Source organism: Ruminococcus sp. 1001713B170207_170306_F1, assembly GCF_015668065.1.
Lineage (GTDB): Bacteria > Bacillota > Clostridia > Lachnospirales > Lachnospiraceae > Blautia_A > Blautia_A faecis.
The window spans coordinates 23,025-43,766 of the sequence record NZ_JADPEX010000025.1 but is presented as its reverse complement, the minus strand read 5'-3'; the positions used below and the strand labels follow the sequence as shown (position 1 = coordinate 43,766).

Annotated in this window: 20 protein-coding genes and 1 pseudogene; 15 read left to right on the top strand and 6 right to left on the bottom strand. The window is 40.5% G+C overall.

What is annotated here, in order from left to right; genetic code table 11:
- Positions 1-174 precede the first annotated feature (174 nt).
- The gene (locus I4V84_RS14660) at positions 175-1,077 is read right to left on the bottom strand and encodes a helix-turn-helix domain-containing protein (protein WP_195992712.1); all 903 of its coding nucleotides are present in this window, start codon (positions 1,075-1,077) and stop codon (positions 175-177) included.
- Between the two features lie 259 nt (positions 1,078-1,336).
- Here I4V84_RS14660 and I4V84_RS14655 point away from each other — a divergent pair, with 259 nt between their 5' ends.
- The 10 genes from I4V84_RS14655 (at position 1,337) to I4V84_RS14615 (ending at position 11,575) form a co-directional block, all read left to right on the top strand.
- On the top strand, positions 1,337-2,518 hold the full coding sequence (locus I4V84_RS14655) for an MFS transporter (RefSeq protein WP_118580427.1): 1,182 nt from the start codon (positions 1,337-1,339) through the stop codon (positions 2,516-2,518).
- A gap of 212 nt (positions 2,519-2,730) precedes the next feature.
- On the top strand, positions 2,731-4,482 hold the full coding sequence (locus I4V84_RS14650) for a S8 family peptidase (protein ID WP_195992710.1): 1,752 nt from the start codon (positions 2,731-2,733) through the stop codon (positions 4,480-4,482).
- Positions 4,483-4,677: 195 nt separating this feature from the next.
- Positions 4,678-5,025, top strand: coding sequence for a TnpV protein (locus tag I4V84_RS14645; protein ID WP_118392771.1), 348 nt, complete (start codon positions 4,678-4,680; stop codon positions 5,023-5,025).
- 119 nt (positions 5,026-5,144) lie between these two features.
- A complete protein-coding gene (locus I4V84_RS14640) occupies positions 5,145-6,974 on the top strand; it encodes a DNA primase family protein (protein ID WP_243284123.1) in 1,830 nt (609 codons plus the stop codon).
- 193 nt (positions 6,975-7,167) lie between these two features.
- A complete protein-coding gene (locus tag I4V84_RS14635) occupies positions 7,168-8,112 on the top strand; it encodes a ParM/StbA family protein (RefSeq protein ID WP_181989026.1) in 945 nt (314 codons plus the stop codon).
- Entirely contained in the window at positions 8,109-8,561 is a 453-nt protein-coding gene (locus tag I4V84_RS14630; protein ID WP_195992708.1) for a hypothetical protein, read from the top strand. The genes I4V84_RS14635 and I4V84_RS14630 overlap by 4 nt, the downstream gene beginning before the upstream one ends.
- Before the next feature lie 223 nt (positions 8,562-8,784).
- Positions 8,785-8,976 (top strand): hypothetical protein, encoded by a 192-nt coding sequence (locus tag I4V84_RS19700; protein ID WP_173719831.1) that lies wholly within the window; start codon positions 8,785-8,787, stop codon positions 8,974-8,976.
- Positions 8,977-9,331: 355 nt separating this feature from the next.
- The gene (gene mobC / locus I4V84_RS14625) at positions 9,332-9,712 is read left to right on the top strand and encodes a plasmid mobilization relaxosome protein MobC (RefSeq protein WP_195992707.1); all 381 of its coding nucleotides are present in this window, start codon (positions 9,332-9,334) and stop codon (positions 9,710-9,712) included.
- Positions 9,661-10,902 (top strand): relaxase/mobilization nuclease domain-containing protein, encoded by a 1,242-nt coding sequence (locus I4V84_RS14620; RefSeq protein ID WP_195992704.1) that lies wholly within the window; start codon positions 9,661-9,663, stop codon positions 10,900-10,902. Before mobC ends, I4V84_RS14620 begins: the two co-directional genes overlap by 52 nt.
- 13 nt (positions 10,903-10,915) lie before the next feature.
- Positions 10,916-11,575, top strand: a complete 660-nt coding sequence (locus I4V84_RS14615) for a DUF6040 family protein (protein ID WP_243008070.1) — start codon at positions 10,916-10,918, stop codon at positions 11,573-11,575.
- 41 nt (positions 11,576-11,616) lie between these two features.
- On the opposite strand, the pseudogene I4V84_RS14610 reads toward I4V84_RS14615, so the two are convergent.
- The 4 genes and pseudogenes from I4V84_RS14610 to I4V84_RS14595 all read right to left on the bottom strand — a co-directional run bounded on the left by I4V84_RS14610 (position 11,617) and on the right by I4V84_RS14595 (position 13,687).
- Positions 11,617-11,808, bottom strand: a pseudogene (locus I4V84_RS14610) (cysteine-rich KTR domain-containing protein).
- Positions 11,809-11,823: 15 nt separating this feature from the next.
- Positions 11,824-12,450: an ABC-2 transporter permease gene (locus I4V84_RS14605; RefSeq protein ID WP_195992702.1), complete on the bottom strand. Its 627-nt coding sequence runs from the start codon at positions 12,448-12,450 to the stop codon at positions 11,824-11,826.
- Positions 12,447-13,304 carry an ABC transporter ATP-binding protein gene (locus tag I4V84_RS14600; protein ID WP_118520107.1) on the bottom strand — a complete coding sequence of 286 codons (858 nt, stop codon included), beginning with the start codon at positions 13,302-13,304 and terminating at the stop codon, positions 12,447-12,449. The genes I4V84_RS14605 and I4V84_RS14600 overlap by 4 nt, the downstream gene beginning before the upstream one ends.
- A gap of 11 nt (positions 13,305-13,315) precedes the next feature.
- Positions 13,316-13,687: a GntR family transcriptional regulator gene (locus I4V84_RS14595; protein WP_118044672.1), complete on the bottom strand. Its 372-nt coding sequence runs from the start codon at positions 13,685-13,687 to the stop codon at positions 13,316-13,318.
- A 204-nt stretch (positions 13,688-13,891) separates the two neighbouring features.
- Here I4V84_RS14595 and I4V84_RS20180 point away from each other — a divergent pair, with 204 nt between their 5' ends.
- On the top strand, positions 13,892-14,020 hold the full coding sequence (locus I4V84_RS20180) for a hypothetical protein (protein ID WP_264295755.1): 129 nt from the start codon (positions 13,892-13,894) through the stop codon (positions 14,018-14,020).
- 228 nt (positions 14,021-14,248) lie between these two features.
- Here the strand turns inward: I4V84_RS20180 and I4V84_RS14590 are convergent, their stop codons facing one another.
- Positions 14,249-14,800, bottom strand: a complete 552-nt coding sequence (locus tag I4V84_RS14590) for a helix-turn-helix transcriptional regulator (RefSeq protein WP_195992700.1) — start codon at positions 14,798-14,800, stop codon at positions 14,249-14,251.
- Positions 14,801-15,446: 646 nt separating this feature from the next.
- Here I4V84_RS14590 and I4V84_RS14585 point away from each other — a divergent pair.
- The 4 genes from I4V84_RS14585 to I4V84_RS14570 all read left to right on the top strand — a co-directional run bounded on the left by I4V84_RS14585 (position 15,447) and on the right by I4V84_RS14570 (position 20,697).
- Positions 15,447-15,692, top strand: a complete 246-nt coding sequence (locus I4V84_RS14585) for a DUF6870 family protein (protein ID WP_118061849.1) — start codon at positions 15,447-15,449, stop codon at positions 15,690-15,692.
- Between the two features lie 129 nt (positions 15,693-15,821).
- Entirely contained in the window at positions 15,822-17,495 is a 1,674-nt protein-coding gene (locus I4V84_RS14580; protein ID WP_195992698.1) for a recombinase family protein, read from the top strand.
- On the top strand, positions 17,496-19,151 hold the full coding sequence (locus I4V84_RS14575) for a recombinase family protein (protein ID WP_195992696.1): 1,656 nt from the start codon (positions 17,496-17,498) through the stop codon (positions 19,149-19,151).
- Positions 19,144-20,697, top strand: a complete 1,554-nt coding sequence (locus I4V84_RS14570) for a recombinase family protein (protein WP_195992695.1) — start codon at positions 19,144-19,146, stop codon at positions 20,695-20,697. Before I4V84_RS14575 ends, I4V84_RS14570 begins: the two co-directional genes overlap by 8 nt.
- Positions 20,698-20,742 lie beyond the last annotated feature (45 nt).

Genomic DNA, 20,742 nt, shown 5'->3' with positions numbered 1-20,742 from the left:
GTATTTGGAAAGACATTTGTACTTGATAAAAAGGTAAAGAAAGTCCGCCTGTATGCAACCGCATATGGTGTTTATGAAGTGGCAGAGCTGCTTGGGGCTGCACCGCAGGCGAAACCGCTTTATGACGCTGTTGTGAATGCACTGAATGCGAAATGTAAAAATAACAAATAACAGCTATTTATCCCACTTTTCTTTTCGATATTCCCCAGGTGTCACCTGGTAGTGCTTTTTGAAGGCTCTGCAAAAATAATCTACATTGTGAAAACCGGTTTCGGCTGAAATGGTGCTGACTTTTTTCTCTGTATGGGAGAGCAGAAGGGCAGCCTGTTTCAGCCGATAGTTTATTAGATAGTTAACCGGCGTGATGTGAAGATAGCTCCGAAAAAGATTTAAGGCAGAGCTTTTGCTGATCATAGACTGTGCAGCAATCTCATCCAGGGAAAGATTTCTTCTGTAATTTTCGTGAATAAACTGCATCATCAGCTGGAGTCTTGCGCGGTTTACTGAGAACTGTCCTGTGATTTCCGGTGTAGTGGAAAGGTCTGTATGCTTGTATATTTCCAGCCAGAGCTGCTGCATAAGGGCAAAGGTCAGAAGATGGCAGGAAGAACCGGAAGTCTGCGCAGAAATAATCTGCTTCATAAGATCAAGAACTTTGGTCTGCCAGGAAATCTCCCTGCGAAAAATCCAAAAAGGAATATTCGAAGAAATGATAGGCTTCACATAATTCTGGTAAATATAGCTGTCTGTAGCTGCAAGGAAAGAGGGCATGCAGAGAAAGTTTGGGATGACAGCATCCACAGGAGAGGAAAAACGGTGAAGGAATTTGGAATTAATAAAAATGCCGCTGTCAGCTGGCAGCTCCAGCTGTTTTTCCCCAATCCATGCAGTTACGGTTCCAGATTGAATATACACAAATTCCAGCTCCGTATGCCAGTGCCAGTCTATGCAGTTAAAATCAAATTGGGCTAAATGCTCATAATAGTAGCGAAAGGGATAGTCCTGGCTTCCGTGGGGAATGGTCTCCATTAAATTTTCGTCGGTAATAATTTTGGTATATACGTTGGTTTCTTTCATATCTTGTTTATCCTCAAATCGAGACCTGGAGCCTGTTTGAAAATCATTCCCGCAATCTGCTCGTCCCACTTTGCGGTATATTTTGCAGAAAACCTTTTTCGAACCGCTCTGGGAAGTGCCCCGAAAAAATAGAAAATTAATGTTTTTACGATATTATACAATAAAAATCAGAAATAATCCAATGAAAAACACATTTAAATATAATATAATCCAATAAGACAAAAATCTTCTTTAAAGAAGAAAAAAAGGAGAACCAATCATGCCAAATTACCAGAAAACCAAACGAGCCTGTTATATGGGCTTTATCACCCAGGCTATAGCAGCAAATTTTGCACCTTTGCTGTTTCTGAAATTTCACACAGATTATCATATTTCCCTTGGAAATATTGCACTGATCTCCACCTGCTTTTTCTTTACCCAGCTGCTGGTTGACTTGTTTTGTGCCCGATTTGTGGACAAAATCGGATATCGCGTGTGCATTGTAACCTCTGAGATCAGTTCCGCTTTAGGACTGGTGGGGCTGGCATTTCTTCCGGAGCTTTTGCCAGATCCTTTTATGGGAATTATCATCAGTGTTATTGTTTATGCTGTTGGAAGCGGACTGATTGAAGTGCTGTGCAGTCCTATTATGGAAGCATGTCCTTTCAAAAATAAAGAAGCGACCATGAGTCTTCTTCATTCCTTCTACTGCTGGGGCTCTGTGGGAACCATTGCAGTTTCCACCCTGTTTTTCGCAGTTTTTGGAATGGACAGCTGGAAGTGGCTGGCAGTTTTGTGGGCAATCGTTCCGGCCGTTAATGTTTACAACTTTGCCACCTGTCCCATCGAACATCTGGTGGATGAAGGGGAAGGCATGAAGATCAGGGAACTGTTTCGTAAGCCTGTGTTCTGGATTGCCGTGTGTCTGATGGTGTGTTCAGGGGCATCAGAGCTGTCCATGTCCCAGTGGGCATCTGCCTATGCAGAGGCGGCACTGGGACTGTCAAAGACCATCGGAGACCTGGCCGGTCCCTGCATGTTTGCCATTACGATGGGAATCAGCCGTATGATCTTTGGAAAATACGGAGATAAAATGGACTTGATGAAATTTATGGCAGGCTCCGGAATTTTATGCGTATTCTGCTATCTTCTTGCATCTCTGTCCTCCAATCCGGCAGCAGGACTGATCGGCTGTATTGTCTGTGGATTTTCTGTTGGAATCATGTGGCCTGGTACCATCAGTATTTCCTCTAAGAAATTTCCAGCCGGCGGAACCGCCATGTTTGCCCTTCTTGCCATGGCAGGAGACCTTGGAGGCAGCATAGGCCCTGGAATCGTGGGGCGTGTCACACAGAATGCAGGAGATAATATCCGCGTGGGTATGGGCGTAGGACTGATTTTCCCAGTGGTGCTGCTGGTGATGATTTTTCTGCTGAAAAAGGTGAAAGTAGAGGAAAAATAACTGGTATTTGAAAATCTACAGAGGGTTTAGAACGTGTTTGAAAAAGGCTTTCTGCAAAAAATTTCCATAAAGCAGGGAGTACAGATGGTGGGAATGATTTTCAAACACGCTCTGAAATATAATAGGAAGGCTGAGGTATTATTTAAAACGGGTTGGCGTAAATTAAAGATAAGTATATTCTGAGTATGCATATGCTGCAAAATGGAGGAAATATGCCAGATCAGAAGCTGGATAATCTTTTGAACCTTGCGCTGGATGCCACAGAAGAGGAAAGAGAGAAATCCCGAAATCTGAATGTGGGGTATGAGAAGCAGACACGAAAGTGGGAAATTATTGTGAAGTATAGTGAAATGGGTGATTCTGTTGAGGCGTTGCTTGGTGGATCCGGAATTTCCGTGGTTCCTCTCCTTGGCGGGTATGCCATTGTGACGCTTCCTGAAAGTATGCTGGAAGAATATTCCCGACGTCCCCAGATAGAATTTATAGAAAAGCCCACCCGTCTGTATTTTGAAGATCTTTTTTCAAAAGAGGCAAGCTGTATTACCCAGGTACAGCGCGATGAACCGGGGAATCTGCAGCTGACAGGGCGCGGCGTGTTGATCGGAATTGTGGATTCCGGGGTGGATTACAGGCATCCTGCATTTCTTACAGCAGATGGAAAGTCCAGGATTCTGCGTTTGTGGGATCAGAGCATTCCCGGTAATCCCCCGGAGGGCTATGCAACAGGAACTGAATATACCAATGAGGAAATCAATGAGGCGTTGTCCCTCTCTGTGCAGGAGGGGCGGCGCCTTGTTCCGTCTGAAGATGGAAGCGGTCATGGAACCGCTGTGCTTGGAGTGGCAGCTGGCAGCGATTTTTCCCGTGGGGCAGTGAACCGGGGTGTGGCATATGAAAGTGACCTTCTGGTTGTGAAAATGGGTATTCCAAGACAGGACTCTTTTCCAAGAACTACAGAGCTGATGCAAGGTGTAGATTATCTGGTTCGGCAGGCTATACGGCTTGGAAGACCAATCGCGCTCAATTTAAGCTTTGGAAATAATTATGGCTCACACAGAGGCGATTCTCTGCTGGAAACTTACCTGGACAATGTGTCCGGCATGGGGAAAAATGTGATCTGTGTAGGAATGGGCAACAATGGAAATGATGCTCTGCATACCGGAGGAAAGCTTTCGCCAGGTGAAATCCAGGAAATTGAACTTGGGGTTGGTGCCTTTGAGCCAACCTTGAATGTGCAGCTTTGGAAAAATTACGAAGATGAGATGGAAATCTATCTGGAACATCCAGCCGGGGAGCGTGTTGGCCCCCTTTTTGAAACACTGGGCGCCCAGCGTTGGCAGGCGGGAAATACGGAACTTCTGATTTATTATGGAAAACCGGCACCGTATCATGTGACGCAGGAGATTTATGTGGATTTTCTGCCGCAGGATGAGAAAACCCCCTATGTAGACAGCGGTGTGTGGAAAATAATCTTAGCAGCAAGAAATATAAAAAACGGGGAATATTTCCTGTGGCTTCCAGGTGGCAAAACGCTAAACCCAGGCACAGCCTTCTATCTTCCACGTCCTCAGGGAACCCTTACAATCCCTGCCACTGCCAGACGCGTGATCAGCGTCGGCGCCTACGACGCCCGTCAAAACACCTATGCTGATTTCTCTGGCCGCGGCTGTCGTGCCCTCCCCTATCCAAAACCCGACCTTGTCGCTCCCGGTGTTGATATCTATGCTCCCCGCTCTGGTGGAGGCTATGCATCCTTCACTGGCACTTCCTTTTCCACGCCTTTCGTTACCGGTGCAGCCGCCCTCCTTATGGAATGGGGAATCACCCGCCGAAAAGATCCCTACCTCTATGGCGAAAAACTAAAAGCCTATCTCCGTCGTGGTGCAAAAGCCTTGCAAGGATCGGAAAAGTTGCCAAATGACTTAATCGGGTGGGGGGAGGACGTTATAATAAGGTTACATTGAAGAAAGTCAGTAAAATCAAGTGTTTCCGTTCATTTTTCCGACACAGAAACGAAGCACTTTCACCATGATTTTGAAGAAAATCTGCCCGGGTTGGATTCAAAATGATATGGAAAGAAAGATTTGTAGCAATGACGTAACATGAACATCTGGTTTTGTTACAGATAAAAGTTTAAACGAAAGAGAGGTCACAGTAATATGAAACTGACTTATACAAATGTAAATGAATACCTGATCCCGAATCTCACCTATAAATCCGGTGAGCAGATGGAGCAACTTGGCAAATATGGATTCTTACGCAGAGATTATCTGAAAAACCATCGAAATTCAACGTATCAGGTGATGCTTTTACAGGATACCATTGGAGAGCATCTTCTGGAAGTGGACAAGGCAGCTAGGGAACGGGAGGAGGTAATTTTGAAACAGTTGGAAGAAAAAGAACCGCTGCCGGATAAGGAGAAAGACCAGATGGCATGGGTAAGAGCTGCCAATCAGCACAGAGCGATTGCGGAGGAGATTATTCTCAAGGAATTGATTTATGTATAAGGATTGCCAGTAACTAATCTGGCAGTAACTGATAAAAATAGAATATTGTGAGTGAAGTAAGGCGTGAGTCATAAAATATGGCTTGCGTCTTTTTCTTTGCCTGAAAGGAAGTGATAAGTTTGAACAAGAAGTTTTTGAAGCATTATATGGATACCAATCCAGAAGGGACAGCACAGACCTATATCTTTCTGGTGGACAATCAGGATATCGCACTGAATATTGTGATGTCAGGTTATCAGGCACTTTGTCTGGTGCAGGAAGATGACGGATATTATTTCAGTGCAGATTCCTTTATAGAAGAAATGAGAGCTATTCAGTTTACAGGAAGCTGTCAGAGTGCCTATCATTATGTGACTGCCTGTACGGTGAAGTGGATGAATGATAAGTTACAGACATTTTTCAAAGACGCTGGTCTCGACGGAAAAGCAGGCTGGCAGTTGTTCAAAGAGAAAGAGTATCTTGGCAAACTGGATAATCAGAAAGAAGTTGAGAAATTACTGGAACAGTATATTCTGCGTTTTGAACGAGATCCGAGAGAAGAACCGGAACTGAGTCGTTTTCACTTATTTGATGCAAAAGGAAATGTGAAAGGTGTCCGGGATATGGAGATTGTAGATTATCTGGTGGAGAATGTTCAGTTTTTTGTGGTAGGAATCACACCGTATTATTATGAGCATGGCGTTTTCATGGAAGACCATGATGGGGTAAGAATGAAATACCGTATCCAGAAGCTGATCTATCGAGATCAGGTACAGAGTGGAGTGATCAAAAGAATCTATAATCTGCTGATCACACAGCCAAAAGTTCACCGAGAGGCATATGAACTAAATAAACAGCCTGTGCGGTGGATCAACTTCAAAAATGGATATTATGATCCGGTTACGGGTGAAATGCTGGAACACAATCCAGATTATCTGACAATCAATCAGATACCATTTCCCTATTATCCGGAGGACAAGGAGCAGGTGTTGCAGGGTGGAGAAAATATCAAAAAGTATCTTGCATCGTCTCTTCCTAACAAAGAAGAACAGCAGACATTCTGGGAGTATTTTGGATACTGCATGACACAGGATACGCAGTTTCAGAAATTCCTTACACTGAAAGGAAATGGTGGAACCGGAAAGTCTGTGGCAGTATCGCTGATCCAGCATGTAGTTGGAATCACTAATATGTCCAGTATTTCTTTACAGGATTTAAATAAACGATTCTATGCGACTGGAATGTACGGAAAGCTGTTAAATGCTTGTGCAGATATTCCCTGCAAAGCAATGGAGAACACAGATGTATTAAAGAAAGCAGTCGGTGAAGATACACTGATCTATGAGAAAAAGGGACAGGATGCAATCCATTTTCACTCTTATGCGAAGCTGCTTTTTTCTACCAATGAAATGCCGCAGAATCTTGAGGATAAATCAGATGCTTTTTATCGTAGACTACTGATTCTTGATATGAACCGGGTAGTAAAAAGTGGTGAAAAAGATCTGCACTTAAAGGAAAAGGTACAGGCAGAATCCGATTATTCAATTCATATGGCGATGATTGCATTGAAAAATCTGTACGAACAGGGAAAGTTCACGGAGAGCGAACACAGCAAAGAATGTGTAAGAGAGGTACAGCGGTCATCTGACAGTATCTGTGCTTTTATTGATGAGTCATTGGTGCATACCAAAGGAAAACGTCTGAAACGAAGTGAAGTGTTCCATATGTATGAGGAATATTGCAAAGAGAATGGCAGACAGGGGCATGGTAAGTCCAACTTTTTCAGGAATATGACGGATAAAGGTTTCCTTCTGAAGCAGTACAATGGTGAGTTCTATTATCAGGATATTGCAGTTAAGGAAGAAGATTTTTGTCCTGTAGATCCAGAAGAAAGAATACCTTTTGAAGAAACAGATACAGATTTTAAACAGTTACAGTTAAATATGAATCAGGGAATTAAGGGCATTTAGGGCAAAATAAGCAAAAAGAAATGTTACCGGAGCAGGAGAAATAACAAAGATGGCTGCCAGAGTACATAAAATTTTGCTTTTTTTACACTGACTGCCCTTTTTCATGTATCAACGTTTTAGCTGATACAAATATAGGTTTTTCCCGAATTTGGGAAAAAGTAAAAAAAGAATTAAGAAAGTGTGAGGTATGATTATGAGAATGATGAAAAACAACAATAATGAAATAGTTATGGTGACCGGGATTGATCATGGGTATGGAAACATGAAAACAGCTACCAGATGTTTCCCATCCGGTGTAGCCAGATATGACAAGGAGCCAATCTTTCAGAATAATCTTCTTGTTTACAATGGCATGTATTACCAGATCGGAGAGGAACACAAGGAGTTCTGTGCAGAGAAAACGCAGGATGAGGACTATTATGTGCTGACACTGGCGGCTATCGCAAGAGAACTTGATGGGAAAGGTATGAACCGGGCAACGGTACATATCGCAGCCGGACTTCCTCTTACCTGGGTAGCTACACAGAAAGAAGACTTTCAGAAATATCTTCTTCAGAATGAAAGTGTGGATTTTACATTCCGTAACAAAGACTACCATGTAGAGTTTGCAGGAGCTGATATTTACCCACAGGGGTTTGCAGCAGCCTTTTACCGCTTACAGGATTTCAAAGGAATCAACATGCTTGTGGATATTGGAAACGGAACTATGAACATCATGTATATCAACAATTCCCGTCCATTAGAGAAGAAATGCTTTACAGAGAAATATGGAACGCATCAGTGTGTGCTTGCTGTAAGGGAATCCCTGTTGAAAGAACTGGGAACAGTGGTGGACGATCTGGTGATTGAGCAGGTGATCCGTACCGGGACAGCAGATATTGGTGAGAAATATCTGTCAGTCATTCGTAAAGCTGCCGGAGATTATACGAAAGAAATCTTCCATAAGCTGAGAGAACGGGAATATAATCCAGAACTGATGCGTCTGTATGTGGTCGGTGGTGGCGGTTGTATGATCCAGAATTTTGGGGAATATGACAAGAGCCGGGTGACGATTGTACGGGACATCTGTGCTACAGCGAAAGGCTATGAAGCAATGACTGTAAGGAAGATCCAGAGAAACGGAGGGATGCTTGTATGAGAAAAGAACGAAAAATCATCAATACAAATATCCGTTTGAATCTTTGTGATGAACAGGACAGGCAGGCATGGGAATATTTGCAGACGATGGACAGGGAAAGATATAAATCGTACACCAGAGCAGTTGTAGTTGCTTTAAACGATTATTTTTCCAGAGAGTACAGGAATGAAGCAGATCCGTATCTGGAAACCAGAGAAAAGGAAGATGCTTTTCTGGAAAGAGTGGAAACAGCTGTCCGGGATGGAGTGAAAGAATCTGCCCCGATGGCTATAGCGAAGAATCTGATGGAAATGCTTGTACCGTTTGTAAAAGAATCGGTAGGAGAAATTAATCTGTCGGACAGAACACTAACAATGGAGAAAACGGATGGAGAGATCGCAGAAGATAATCTGGACTGGGAGAAAGAAGCTGATATGGATGCTGCACTGGATTTTGCAGATAGTTTTTAGTTGACTGCAGAATAACAGTAACAGAGAATAAGATTGACAGTAAGGAACAGCTTTACAAAAACAGAATAGCAGAAAAAGACAATGGCAGTGGCGACATTTCAGACATTATGAATTGGAGAAATGTTTATGACTGCTATTTTTATGTCTTTTAGCAGAGCTGGAAAGAGATCCAGAAAAAGAAAGACAGAAATAACAGGAAAATATAACAGAAAAGCGTTGGCAGATGGGTGGATTGAACAAGCAAGGTGAAGAAAAGAATAGAGTGCCGGATACGGCACATGATTGTCCGATACTTCGCATCGGAGTGATGCACGAACAGCCTGTTTCAGAAAGAGAAAATCTATCGAAAGGGGAGCTTTTCTCTTTCTTCCACAGTCAGTTCCTGCACCACAAAACCACCGTCATCTCTATTTAGGTTGGATAACGCAGAGGAGAAATGTTACTTGACTGGTGCTAATTCAGTGGTGGGGAGATGACAGGCAAGTTTCGCAAAGTGGCAAGCCACTCTGCACCGGAGCCAGCCTTTGGGCTGTTCCTAAAATTGCCAGAGGGCTCTGCCCCTTGGAACCCCGGCACGTCAATGGCGTAAGTATCCCTGCGAAATATCCACCGGACATTCCTACGGAACACTTACTGATTGACTAGGATGCTGTCCTGCACCTATATAAGGGAGCGTTGCACTCCCTTATATATCCCCTGCTAATCTACCAGCCGGAAAGGTTATGAATGATTTATAAAAAAGATAGAGTGGAGAAAGGAGACAAAGATTTATGCGAAAACGAAATTATACAGTAACGATACGAATGAATAAAGCAGAGTATGATCTGCTCCAAAATAAAGTAAAGGAGTCTGGACAGACTCAGCAGGCGGTTGTAATTCATGCAATAGCAGGTTTAAAAATTGCTTCCGCAGAGGAAGTGGAAGAACTGAAAACGCTGAATCAGATTTTTGCAGAGATACTTAGTCAGCTTCGTGGTGCAGCTACGAATTTGAATCAGATTGCAAGAAAAATGAATACGGATGGTTTTATGCCAAGGGAAGATATTCTGTATTATCTCAACAAAAATATTCTCAAATACAGGAAGGAGAGTGAAAAGATATGGCTATTAATAAGACGATTAATAAGCGGACAAATACACATGGAGCAATGAGAAATTGTATCGAATATGTTTTGCGACAGGACAAGACAGGTGAACTGCTTACTTATGTAACAGGTCCGTACTGCCATGATGAGATCAACTATGATCTGGTGTATAGAACCTTTTTAGAAGAAAAGAAGATGTGGGATAAAGATTCTGGGAGAATGTACGCTCACAACATTATTTCCTGGCATAAGGACGAGCAGATTACTCCGGAGCAGGCATTAGAATTTGGAAAAGAGTTTGCAGAAAATTGGTTCAGTGGATTCCAGACCTTAATGGCTGTGCATAAGGATAAAGATCATATCCACTGCCATCTGGTTACTAATTCAGTGAGTTATGAAGATGGAAGAAAACTGCATAACACCAAAAAGGATCTGGAACGTATGAAACAGCTTACCAATCAGATGTGCCGAGAACGTGGACTGACAGTTGTCGAGAAAGGAAAGCACTTTGATAGAAGACAGATTGAAAAAGGGGAAGTCATTGCATGGAGTAAAGATAAATATAACCTGTTCCGTCAACAGGTAAAGGACAGTTTTGTAGCGGACTGTGCAATGGCGGTATTAAAGGCACTGGAAAATTGTATCAGCAAAGAAAAGTTTATAGAAAAAATGAAACAGTTTGGATGGAATGTAAACTGGACAGAGAAACGGAAGCACATTACTTTTCAGAATCAGGATGGAAAGAAAGTGCGAGACAGCAATCTGTCAAAAACATTTCATCTGGATATCAGTAAGGAGGGATTGGAGAATGAATTTAATGGAAATAGGGAAAAATCCAGAGTTGCATTCGACAGAGACAGCAGAGCAGACGAAGAACTCAGAAACTATTACAGAGAGCTTGACGCAGCCATTGCAGATGCCAGAGGAATCACCGATCAAGCTCAAAGTGGAGAGGGATATTCTCGTACAGAGTTTCGAGAGAGCGAAAGAGTTCATGCGAACACAGAAAAAGCAGATACAGACACTGGAAGAAGAGAAACTGAAGATCTTATCCGACAGGCAGAGATTGCGAGAAGAAGTTCGGAAATCAACCGTAGAAATTCAGCGTCTGACAATCGAATTGTCCGAAACGCAGAAGCTGAATCAATCGCTTCAGCAGAGCAACGACGATCTGAGGAACAGGAATGGTTTGAAGAGCAGGAGCGAGCAAGAGCAGCTCGAAGAAGAAATAAGAGACGTTCGGAACCAGAACTCTAAACTGCAGATACAGGTGAATAAATCATCTGTTGAAGCAGTAGATGAAGCACAGAAGAAACAGAAAGAAGCAGAGAAAAAGATGGAACAGGCAGAAGCCAAAGCCCGTAACGAAAAGAAAAGTGCAGAGTTGGAAATCCGCAAAGCAAAAAAAGAAGTAAAGGCAAGAACTGAAAAAATGAGGGATATAGAATATTTCTGGGGAATGGGATACGTTACAGTAATCCTGTTTGCAATCGTACAGAATGGTGCTTTTCAGAATGACTTTATAGATTTTTTCAGGACTCCATTCATGTGGTATGTTCGATTTTGTGAATGGTTGGTACATCCAACCTATGATAACGGATTCAACCAGAAAATAGCATATACAGGCGGAGAAGCATGGATTATTAGGATTCTGGCGATTGTAGCTGTGCTTTTTATATTGGCAATCGTTATGGTAACAATCGTGAAAGTAATAAAAAGATACAAAAAAATGTGGGATGAAATTTCACAGATGTTTTTGCTGGGAAGTCTTTCGGGGATTGCAGTACTTGGAGATGTAATCAGAGAATATCTGCCAGTGAATTTGATTTTGACATTTGGATTTATCAATGTGGGAATCATGCTGCTTAAAATGTATTTTCGGAAGAAGTTTGAAGAAAAAAGCCTGTATGCTGATAATCACTATGATTAGGAAAATACAAAAGCCGATAACCACAGTTCAAGAACTGTGTATTATCGGCTCTGCGGCTGTGCGTCTGGCGTTTTAATAGCAGTTATATGGAATTGTTCAATGTCGATTAGGCATTCGCTTTTGCACTTTGGACAAAAGAGTGGAAAATTTGTCACCGGCTCATTTTCTCAGATTTTGTCGCGAGTTTTATTTCCGTAGACAGGGAAACGCACCCACTCGACACTTACTTTTATTTGCGTCTCTACTTTTTATTTTTTCCTTGAATATCCTATAACACTAACAAAATACGATGCAACTACTATACCCAAAACAAAAATAGCAATCAACATAGGATTTTTTACCAAATTTTGAGTAACGTAGTCCATATCTTTTGATATTTTACTTAGGAAAAAGATAACGAGAAGTGTGCAAATCATTCTCACATACTGAACGCTCATATAGCCAAACCACTGTGCTATTGCTAAACATATAGAACACCATAAAACAGGTAATGCTATTGCAATGGCGATAGAAAAACCAAACTGGCTAAGTGTAAAATTATGATAAACCACATAACGAATGATATAAATGATAACTGTACCCATTATACTAATCGGAACAAGAAGCAAGCTAGTCAAATACTTACTGAAAATGATTTGGTACTTACTCATCGGCAAGGTTAATTCATATTGTTTCCATGAAGTCAATCCATCATAGGTCATGGTCATCATTAAGTGCATACCGATAAAAAGTGAAAAAAAAGCCGATGACATAATTGAGTAAACTTCATTCTCTCCGAAGAATGAAATTGCTATTACAAAAAAATACATTACAAGAATGACTTTTTTATTCATTTTCTTCATAAGCAATAAATCCTTAAAAACCAATCCTTTCATTTGACACCTCCTTTGATATAGAACAGCATAATGTCCTCAATAGAAGCGTCATCAATAATTAGATTTTGGTATCTTTTTTTTGCAGCTACTTTGTCATGTATTAAGCATTCCACGCTAAGATTTGTTTCTCGACAACATACATAGTCATCTGGCGAAACAGTATTAAATTCTGATTTTTTACAGCGTATAATTCCATAATTATAAATGAGGTCATCTTTCTTTTCCTCAAAAATAATTTTTCCATTATGAATCAGAATTACATAGTCAGCAACCTTTTGTATGTCAGAGGTTATATGTGTAGAGAACAAAATAGAGTGTTCTTCATCTTGAATAAATTCTAAAAAAATATCCAAAATTTCATCTCGTACAACAGGATCTAACCCTGTTGTTGCTTCGTCTAAAATCAGAATCTGGGGTCTATGCGATAGTGCACAAATAATTGACAATTTCATCTTCATACCTTTTGAAAGTTGCCCTATTGATTTATTTAATGGAACATCAAGGCGTTTCATATATTCTTCAAACAAATTCATATCCCATGTTTTATAAGATCCCGAAAGGATTTGGGCAATATCTTTTGCATTTAAGACGGAATGGAATTTACATTCGTCAAAAACAACACCAATGTTTTCTTTATGCAAATAAGAATGATTTTGTTTACCCAATATTCTTATTTCACCCGCATCCAACTTCAACTGGTCTAAAATTAAATTGATAGTTGTACTTTTTCCAGCACCATTTTCTCCTATGAAACCCACAATACGTCCTGTAGGAACTGTAAATGAAATATGATCTAACATAAAATCATCAAATTTTTTAGTCACATTTTTTACAACAATACTGTTCTGTTCCATAATTTCACCTCTCATTCTTCAAAAAATAGTTTTAGAATATTAGCCATTTGCTCATAGCTGATACCATGAGTACGACCGATTATAGCAACCTTTTCTAAAAATTCTTCCGCTATTCGTAGTTGTTCTTCTTGAATAAATTCTTTATTTGGTGATGCAACAAAACTACCTTTTCCCGATACGGTTTCGATAAACCCATCTCGAGTTAAATCTTCGTAAGCTCGTTGAACAGTAATAACACTTATATGCAGGTCTTTTGCCAGTGCACGCATGGAAGGCAGGGCTTCTCCGGCAGATAGGGTACCATCCATGATTAAACTCTTGATCTGCATAGAAATTTGTTCATAAATAGGCTTATCACTACTATTACTTATGATAATTTCCATTCTAACTTCCTCTCACCACCTTCTGATATATGCGTACTTGTACGATATGTACAGCGTATATGATAGTGTCAGAAATGTCAATAAAGTAATCCTACAATTCATTAAAATATACAATATAAAGTTTTCAAAAAATCAGCGTAATCCAACCTGTCAACCGGCATAATAAGGTTATTTCTTTGTGCAAATCAGCACGATAATGATAGGATGAGCGATGATGAATTAGAACTTCTGGCTCCATGGAACGAAATTGTCAAAGCTGAAATCGAACGTCGTGCAAACGAATCAAATCAATCATATGTGAATTGTCAAGGGGCTCTGGCTGCTGAAAAGTAGTCGGGGATTTTTTCTATCATACCTAAAAATTAAGCGCTTATCATATATTCAGATTGGCAGTGAAGTAGTTGCTAAAGAATATCCAAATAGACGGGAATATGCTGTTTGTGAAGAGGTGCTTAATGATTGTCTGAAAGAAGAATACATATAGTAGAAGAGCATTAGATTAAAAAAAGAATAGCTCCCCATTATTGGAATATTTTCCAGTTTTGGAGAGCATTGTATTTGCTATATTCGCCATTTTTTCTTAGGTTCATATTTCCCACACCCGTCACAGGTCTGTGGCCAGTTGATTTTCCATTCAAAATATTCATCTCTGGTAATCTCACCAGATCTCAGTTCTTCTTTTCTGAGAACCCATTCTTTCATAAATTCATTCAGAACCCCATAATTAAACCACATGCCGACAGGTGGATGAGCTGGCCAGCTATCAGAATCATGATAACGGACAGCAGTATCCTCATTAGAATTGCATTTTTCACCCGGATAAGTTTCTAATTGAAAGAGATTGATAGCTACTGGGTTAAATTCATCAATCCAGAACAGAATTTCCATCAGTTCAGAGGCGTCCATCGTGGTTGGCTCATGTAGTGTCAGTGGGTTTACGTCCAGAATCTTAGCCATTTCACTTACCAGATCTTTGCGGGGAACCCGGTAATTCGTTTCGTATTGGGCAAGGCGGTTTGCACCTTTATCGCCCCAGCCGAGGGCAGTACCAAGTTCTGCCTGTGTCATATTCCGGAATGTCCGGATTTTTTTTATTTTATCACCGATTGTCATATCAGATTTCCAACTTTCTTTTTGATAAAGCCATTTTACTACCAAAAACAAGGAATGTAAACAGAAAGATTCGCATTGAAGCGAACAAAATACTTGACATTCGCATAAAAGCGAATTAAAATGACAGTACAATAAAGGTTCGCATGAAAGCGAATGTACAGATAAGGATAAATATTTTTTTGTAAATTATTGCAAAATGAGGTTGGTAAAATCCTTCTGTCAGGCTTTATTAGTGAGAGGATTTTTTTGAAGAGAACAACATTTTGGTGTTTCCAGGCTGTAATAAGTGAAAGGGTATTCAAAAAAATCTCTTTTGTACCTTGAAAATTACATGAGCTGTATAATCTGATTCCACAGATGCCATAACCCTGTAAATGATTTTACGGGCGAGCGTCGAAGATACTCCGGAAACGGCTGGTAAGTTTGCGAAGAAGCTGCCAGCATTCAGAAATATTCTGATAGAGGTTGGAAGTAACGCTGACAACAGATTATACGAATGGAAGCCAATACGCTGAACAGAATACAAAATGCTATAGATATCTGGATAACTGGAGAAAAGAGGAAGAAAGTTAAGGTGATGCGGTTGAGAAAATTGTAGGTATAGGACGACTTATACAAAGAATATGTTGGAAAAGAGGTGAGCATCATGGTGAATCAGTCAGTAATAGATTCCAGTGTTGATCTGGAGCAGTTAAAGGACATTGAAGATTTAATTCCTGATATGGATAAAGCTATTTCTGAGAAAGTGGAAACTTTTCTGGATAAATCCGGAGATCAACCGTATGCTCACATGAATGAAGGGTATGTGGTGGTCGTGGAAATGACCGGAGAAATGGATGCCACAGATGCCATTGGGGATTATCTTAGAAAAAGAACGGAGTTGATGTATTAGATGCAAGTCTTGAAAAAATATCTTGCGAAGCTACAGATGTTATGTTAATGTGAGGTCAGGGAAAATGAACGTGATACATGGTTTCTGACTTCAAATTCAATGGAATAAGTAAGTTGGGAGCGATGTAAAATGGAACAGATGCAAATGAATATGCCAGATATGTACGATGCTGCATTGTATCTTCGGTTATCGAAAGATGATATGGAAGAGGGCGGTGCGAAGTCAGAGAGCAACAGCATTGCAAATCAGAGAGAGTTACTGCGGAGCTTTGTAAAAAGCCAGCCGGATATTCAGATCTTTGATATATATGTGGATGACGGATACTCAGGAGGAAATTTTGACCGACCTGAGTTTAAACGAATGACAACTGATATAGAAGCTGGAAAAGTAAACTGTGTGATTGTAAAAGACTTATCCAGATTCGGAAGAGAATATATAGAAGCCGGGCGATGGATCGAAAAGACCTACCCGGCTTTAAATGTGCGTTTTATTTCAGTTACAGACCAGTTTGACAGTAAAACAGCAGATTTTTCAGAGAAGTCATTTGTAGTTCCAATCAAAAATTTTGTAAATGAAAGCTATTGCCGGGACATTTCCGGTAAAGTGCGAAGCCATCAGAAAATCAAACGTGAGAAAGGTGAATTTATTGGAGCATTTGCACCGTATGGTTACTGCAAAGATTCGGAGAATAAGAACTGTCTGGTGATTGATTCTTATGCAGCGGATATTGTAAGAAAAATATTTTCATGGAAAATTGATGGGTTCAGTCTTGGAGCAATCGCAGAAAAACTGAATGTACGTCATGTGCAGTCGCCAAAAGAATATAAAAAGGCAAATGGTGAAAATTACAATTCCGGATTCCATAGTTCAGATACACCAAAATGGTCGGCAGTGCAGATCAAAAGGATTCTGACCAACGAGGTTTACATTGGAAACATGGTACAGGGCAAGCAGGAACGAATCAGCTATAAAGTAAAGCAACGCCTAGATAAGCCAGAATCAGAGTGGGTGAAAGTAGAAAATACGCATCCGGCAATTATCAGGCAGAATGATTTTGATGTGGTTCAGAAGCTGCTTCAATATGATGGCAGGGCATCGAAAACATCAGACAGTGCAAACTTTTTTTCGGGATTTGTGTTTTGCGGAGATTGCAAGACACCGATGATACGCAGGGTAAATCAGTATAGGGGGAAGAAAAAATCCTTTTATATCTGCCAGACAAAGAATAAAGGTGGAGATTGCACCAGACATAGTATTCCGGAAGAGGTGCTGAAAAGAATTGTGCTGAAAGAGATTCAGGCATATACGGCACTTTTTATAGACTATCAGATGATTATGGAAGAACTTTGTGAGATGCAAGTCAGCTACGATCAGGTAATTGGTTATGATACACAGATTAGTAAGTTACAGGAAGAATATAACCGATATTACAGTCTGAAAGCATCTTTGGGTGATGACTTGAAAGAGGGACTGATCAGCAAAGAGGAGTTTGATGATTTTCGGGAAAGTTACGGAAGAAAATGTGAAGAACTGGAGCAGATGATTGAAAATCAGAAAAAGCTGGTAAAGCAAATGTTTGAGGGTGGAGTGTCTGCAACTGTTCAGTTGGAGGACTGGAAGAAATCACTGGAAATCAAAGAACTGGATCGCACATTGTTGGCACTGACCGTAGATAAAATCTATATTTATGAAAATAAGCAAATTAAAATTCACATCCGTTATCAGGATATGATTGAGAAAATGAAAGTTATAAGACGGTTTTATGCAGAACACCGGACAGAGTGCAGGAAAGAGGTGGGATAAATGGCAAGGACAGCAAAAAGATATAAGAAAAACACAGAGAAGAAAGTTCTTGGGATCCCGGTATGTATGGCTGCAATTTATGCCAGATTATCCGTAGACAGTGATGAAAAAAAGTCAGAATCTATTGAAACACAGGTTACGCTGATAAAAGAATTCATTCAGAAGCACAATGAAAATCCAGACAGAGAGTATGAGATTGCTGTATATGACATATATTCTGATTTGGGAAAAACCGGAACAAATTTTGACCGACCGGGATTTGAACGGATGATGAATGATGTCAGGGCAGGTAAAATAAACTGTATTCTGGTAAAGGATTTCTCACGATTTGGAAGAAATTACATCGAAACTGGTAACTATCTGGAAAAGATTCTTCCTTTTATGAAAGTACGGTTTATTTCTGTATGTGACAACTATGATTCATATGCACCTGGTGCTAAGAATCAGGAATTATCTATGAATATCAAAAATCTGGTGAATGATGCTTATGCGAAAGACATTTCTGCAAAAGAACGGGCTGCGAAACGTATTGTACAGAAAAATGGTGAATATGTGGGATCTACAGCTCCATACGGATATTGTGTGGAAAAGGTAAATGGGATTTATAAGCTGATTGTGGAACCGGAATCTGCAAAGATTGTCCGTAGGATTTTTGAAGAATATGCTTCTGGAGATGGTATACAGAGTATTATTGACAGGCTGTTTGAAGATGGGGTACATCGGATTTCGGACTATAACCAATATCATCATGTGTACTGTCAGGATGGAGAGAATCTTCACCAGTGGGGAAATTCTTCGATACGTGCGGTTTTAAATCGAAATAATTATTATGGTGATCTGGTTCAGAGAAAATACGAATCCAGATTTCAAAGAGGTGAAAAATGGTGTGACATATTGGACGAAAGTCAGTGGATTATTACGCCAAATGCTCATGAGCCGATTATCAGCAGAGAACTGTTTGACAAAGCACAGATCAGGTTAAAAGCAGCACAACAGAAAGCAACAAAAACTACTGCAGGGTGGGAAGATGATGAAAGAGCATTTTACAATGTATTCTATTGTGGTGATTGTAAGCGGAAAATGTGTACACGTAGATACAGAGGCAATGTGTATTACTTTTGCAATGCTACCTGGTATCGGGATGAAAGAAAATGTAGTCACAAATCTATTTCCGAGGAGAAGCTGCAGAAAATTGTCCGTTCGGAGCTGACCAGACAGTTTCAGTTATCTGGATTGCGGAAAAAGGATATGTCTGCTATAAGCAGTGCGGTATTTCTTTCCAAAATCAGTGAGATTCAAACTGAGATCAGAAAACTGGATGCAGATATGGAAAGACGTTCAGAAAAACTGGCACAGGCATTTATGAAATATAAAGAGGGTGAACTTTCCAAAGAAGCCTATATAGAAATGAAAGATGACCGTAATAACTGGAAAGAGTTTTGTGAAGAGAGAAAGAAGTCTTTGGAGCAGACCATACGAAAGCTGGAAAAACAGCAGAAAGAAGAAGCCAGATTTTTACGAAGTCTGTTGGAACTGGATGGGACAACCAGAATCAATGCGGAACTTGCAGAGGGCTTGATTGAAAGTATGTATCTGTATGGTGATGGCAGACTGGAAATCAACTTCGGGTTTAAGGGGGCGGTAGAACATGAGTGATCAGAAACTGATTATTGGATATTACCGTCTTTCCATGGAAGATGATTCAGAGGGAGAAAGTAACAGCATTATCAATCAGAGAAAACTGGTAAAAGATTATATTTCCAATATTCCGGAGCTTGCTGCTATGCCATTTCAGGAGTTTTACGATGACGGATATTCTGGTTCCAGTATGGAGCGCCCGGCAATTAAGCAGGTTCTGGAACTTGCCAGAGAGAATAAAGTTCAGTGTATTGTGGTAAAAGATTTTTCCCGTTTTGCCAGAAACTATATTGAGATGGGAACTTATCTAGAGCAGATTTTTCCATTTCTTGGAGTACGCTTCATTTCTATCTCAGATCGATATGATTCTAAAGATTATAAAGGAAAGAGTTCAGACATCGAAGTACAGTTTAAAGGACTGATCGCAGACTTTTATGTGAAAGACCAGTCTGTAAAGGTAAAGGCAGCAGTCAGCACCCGACGAGGAAAAGGTGAATATTGCTGTGGCTCTGCACCTTATGGGTATCGAATCAATCCTGAAAATAAGAGAGAACTGGTGATTGTAGAGGACGAAGCAGAAGTGATCCGCAGAGTATTTGAACTGACCAATCAGCGATATTCCAAGATGGAGATTTGTAAGTTATTCAATGAAGAGGGTGTATTGACTCCCTTGCAGTCTATGAGCAGACGACAGAAATCAGGCAGTAAGAAAGCTGCATCAAGAGGATTGCAGTGGACGAGTGATATGATACGGAAGATTGTAGATGATAAAACTTATATAGGCTGTATGGTCTATGGAAAGACAAAGATTCCAGATCCCGGAACTGGGAAAGAAGTAGCGGTACCGAGAAATCAGTGGAAAGTGATGGAAAATCACCATGAGCCGATCGTATCAAAAGAAGTTTTTGAAAAAGCACAGTCCCTGCAGATCAGATACACCAAGAAAAGCAAATTCGACAGGGAAACAACACTGTTAGGTGGCTATGTGAAGTGTGGAAATTGTCGCAGAAGCTTGACTTCAAGCAGTCCGGTTCATGGTCATATCCTTTATAGCTGTGCTTACAGTAAAGGAAAAGAAGATACAGGATGTTTTGCCGGGAAAGCGGATAACAAAATGCTGGAGTATATCGTGCTGGCAGAAATAAAGGCTTACTTACGTCAGAATATCAGCCAAGAACAGATGCAGCAATCTATGAGAAAACAGCATGAGGACAGTATAGAAGCCTATAAGATGGAAAGTGCAGACTGCGAAAAACGTCAGGAGCAGATAAAGATTCAGAACCGACAGAACTATGAGAAGTATCACGAGGGACAGATGAACCAGAAACAGTTCATGGAAGCAAAGATGCAGCTGGAAGAAGAAAAAGAACGACTGCAGAAGCGTGTGCAGGAGTTGGCTGAGTTGATAAACGCTGAGAAAGACATCCTGATGAAAAAGAATGTTCCGGTGGAGCAAATGTTGAAGTATTTAGGCTATGAGAAGCTAACACGAGAAATGCTGGAAGAATATGTGTCCGGAATATATGTGTATGATGATGGGAGAGTGGAGGTAGAGTGGGGATGAAAAAATACTAGTTATGTTTATTTTAAGAAGCCTTGAGTGATTGAT

Coding starts and splice junctions, on each gene's coding strand:
- I4V84_RS14645 (WP_118392771.1), top strand. CDS start 4,678: ATGAAACTGACTTATACAAATGTAAATGAATACCTGATCCCGAATCTC.
- I4V84_RS14585 (WP_118061849.1), top strand. CDS start 15,447: ATGGTGAATCAGTCAGTAATAGATTCCAGTGTTGATCTGGAGCAGTTA.
- I4V84_RS14620 (WP_195992704.1), top strand. CDS start 9,661: ATGGCTATTAATAAGACGATTAATAAGCGGACAAATACACATGGAGCA.
- I4V84_RS14655 (WP_118580427.1), top strand. CDS start 1,337: ATGCCAAATTACCAGAAAACCAAACGAGCCTGTTATATGGGCTTTATC.
- I4V84_RS14660 (WP_195992712.1), bottom strand. CDS start 1,077: ATGAAAGAAACCAACGTATATACCAAAATTATTACCGACGAAAATTTA.
- I4V84_RS14580 (WP_195992698.1), top strand. CDS start 15,822: ATGGAACAGATGCAAATGAATATGCCAGATATGTACGATGCTGCATTG.
- I4V84_RS14595 (WP_118044672.1), bottom strand. CDS start 13,687: ATGGAAATTATCATAAGTAATAGTAGTGATAAGCCTATTTATGAACAA.
- I4V84_RS14650 (WP_195992710.1), top strand. CDS start 2,731: ATGCCAGATCAGAAGCTGGATAATCTTTTGAACCTTGCGCTGGATGCC.
- I4V84_RS14590 (WP_195992700.1), bottom strand. CDS start 14,800: ATGACAATCGGTGATAAAATAAAAAAAATCCGGACATTCCGGAATATG.
- I4V84_RS14575 (WP_195992696.1), top strand. CDS start 17,496: ATGGCAAGGACAGCAAAAAGATATAAGAAAAACACAGAGAAGAAAGTT.
- I4V84_RS14635 (WP_181989026.1), top strand. CDS start 7,168: ATGAGAATGATGAAAAACAACAATAATGAAATAGTTATGGTGACCGGG.
- mobC (WP_195992707.1), top strand. CDS start 9,332: ATGCGAAAACGAAATTATACAGTAACGATACGAATGAATAAAGCAGAG.
- I4V84_RS14630 (WP_195992708.1), top strand. CDS start 8,109: ATGAGAAAAGAACGAAAAATCATCAATACAAATATCCGTTTGAATCTT.
- I4V84_RS14600 (WP_118520107.1), bottom strand. CDS start 13,304: ATGGAACAGAACAGTATTGTTGTAAAAAATGTGACTAAAAAATTTGAT.
- I4V84_RS14570 (WP_195992695.1), top strand. CDS start 19,144: ATGAGTGATCAGAAACTGATTATTGGATATTACCGTCTTTCCATGGAA.
- I4V84_RS20180 (WP_264295755.1), top strand. CDS start 13,892: ATGAGCGATGATGAATTAGAACTTCTGGCTCCATGGAACGAAATTGTC.
- I4V84_RS14605 (WP_195992702.1), bottom strand. CDS start 12,450: ATGAAAGGATTGGTTTTTAAGGATTTATTGCTTATGAAGAAAATGAAT.
- I4V84_RS19700 (WP_173719831.1), top strand. CDS start 8,785: ATGGGTGGATTGAACAAGCAAGGTGAAGAAAAGAATAGAGTGCCGGAT.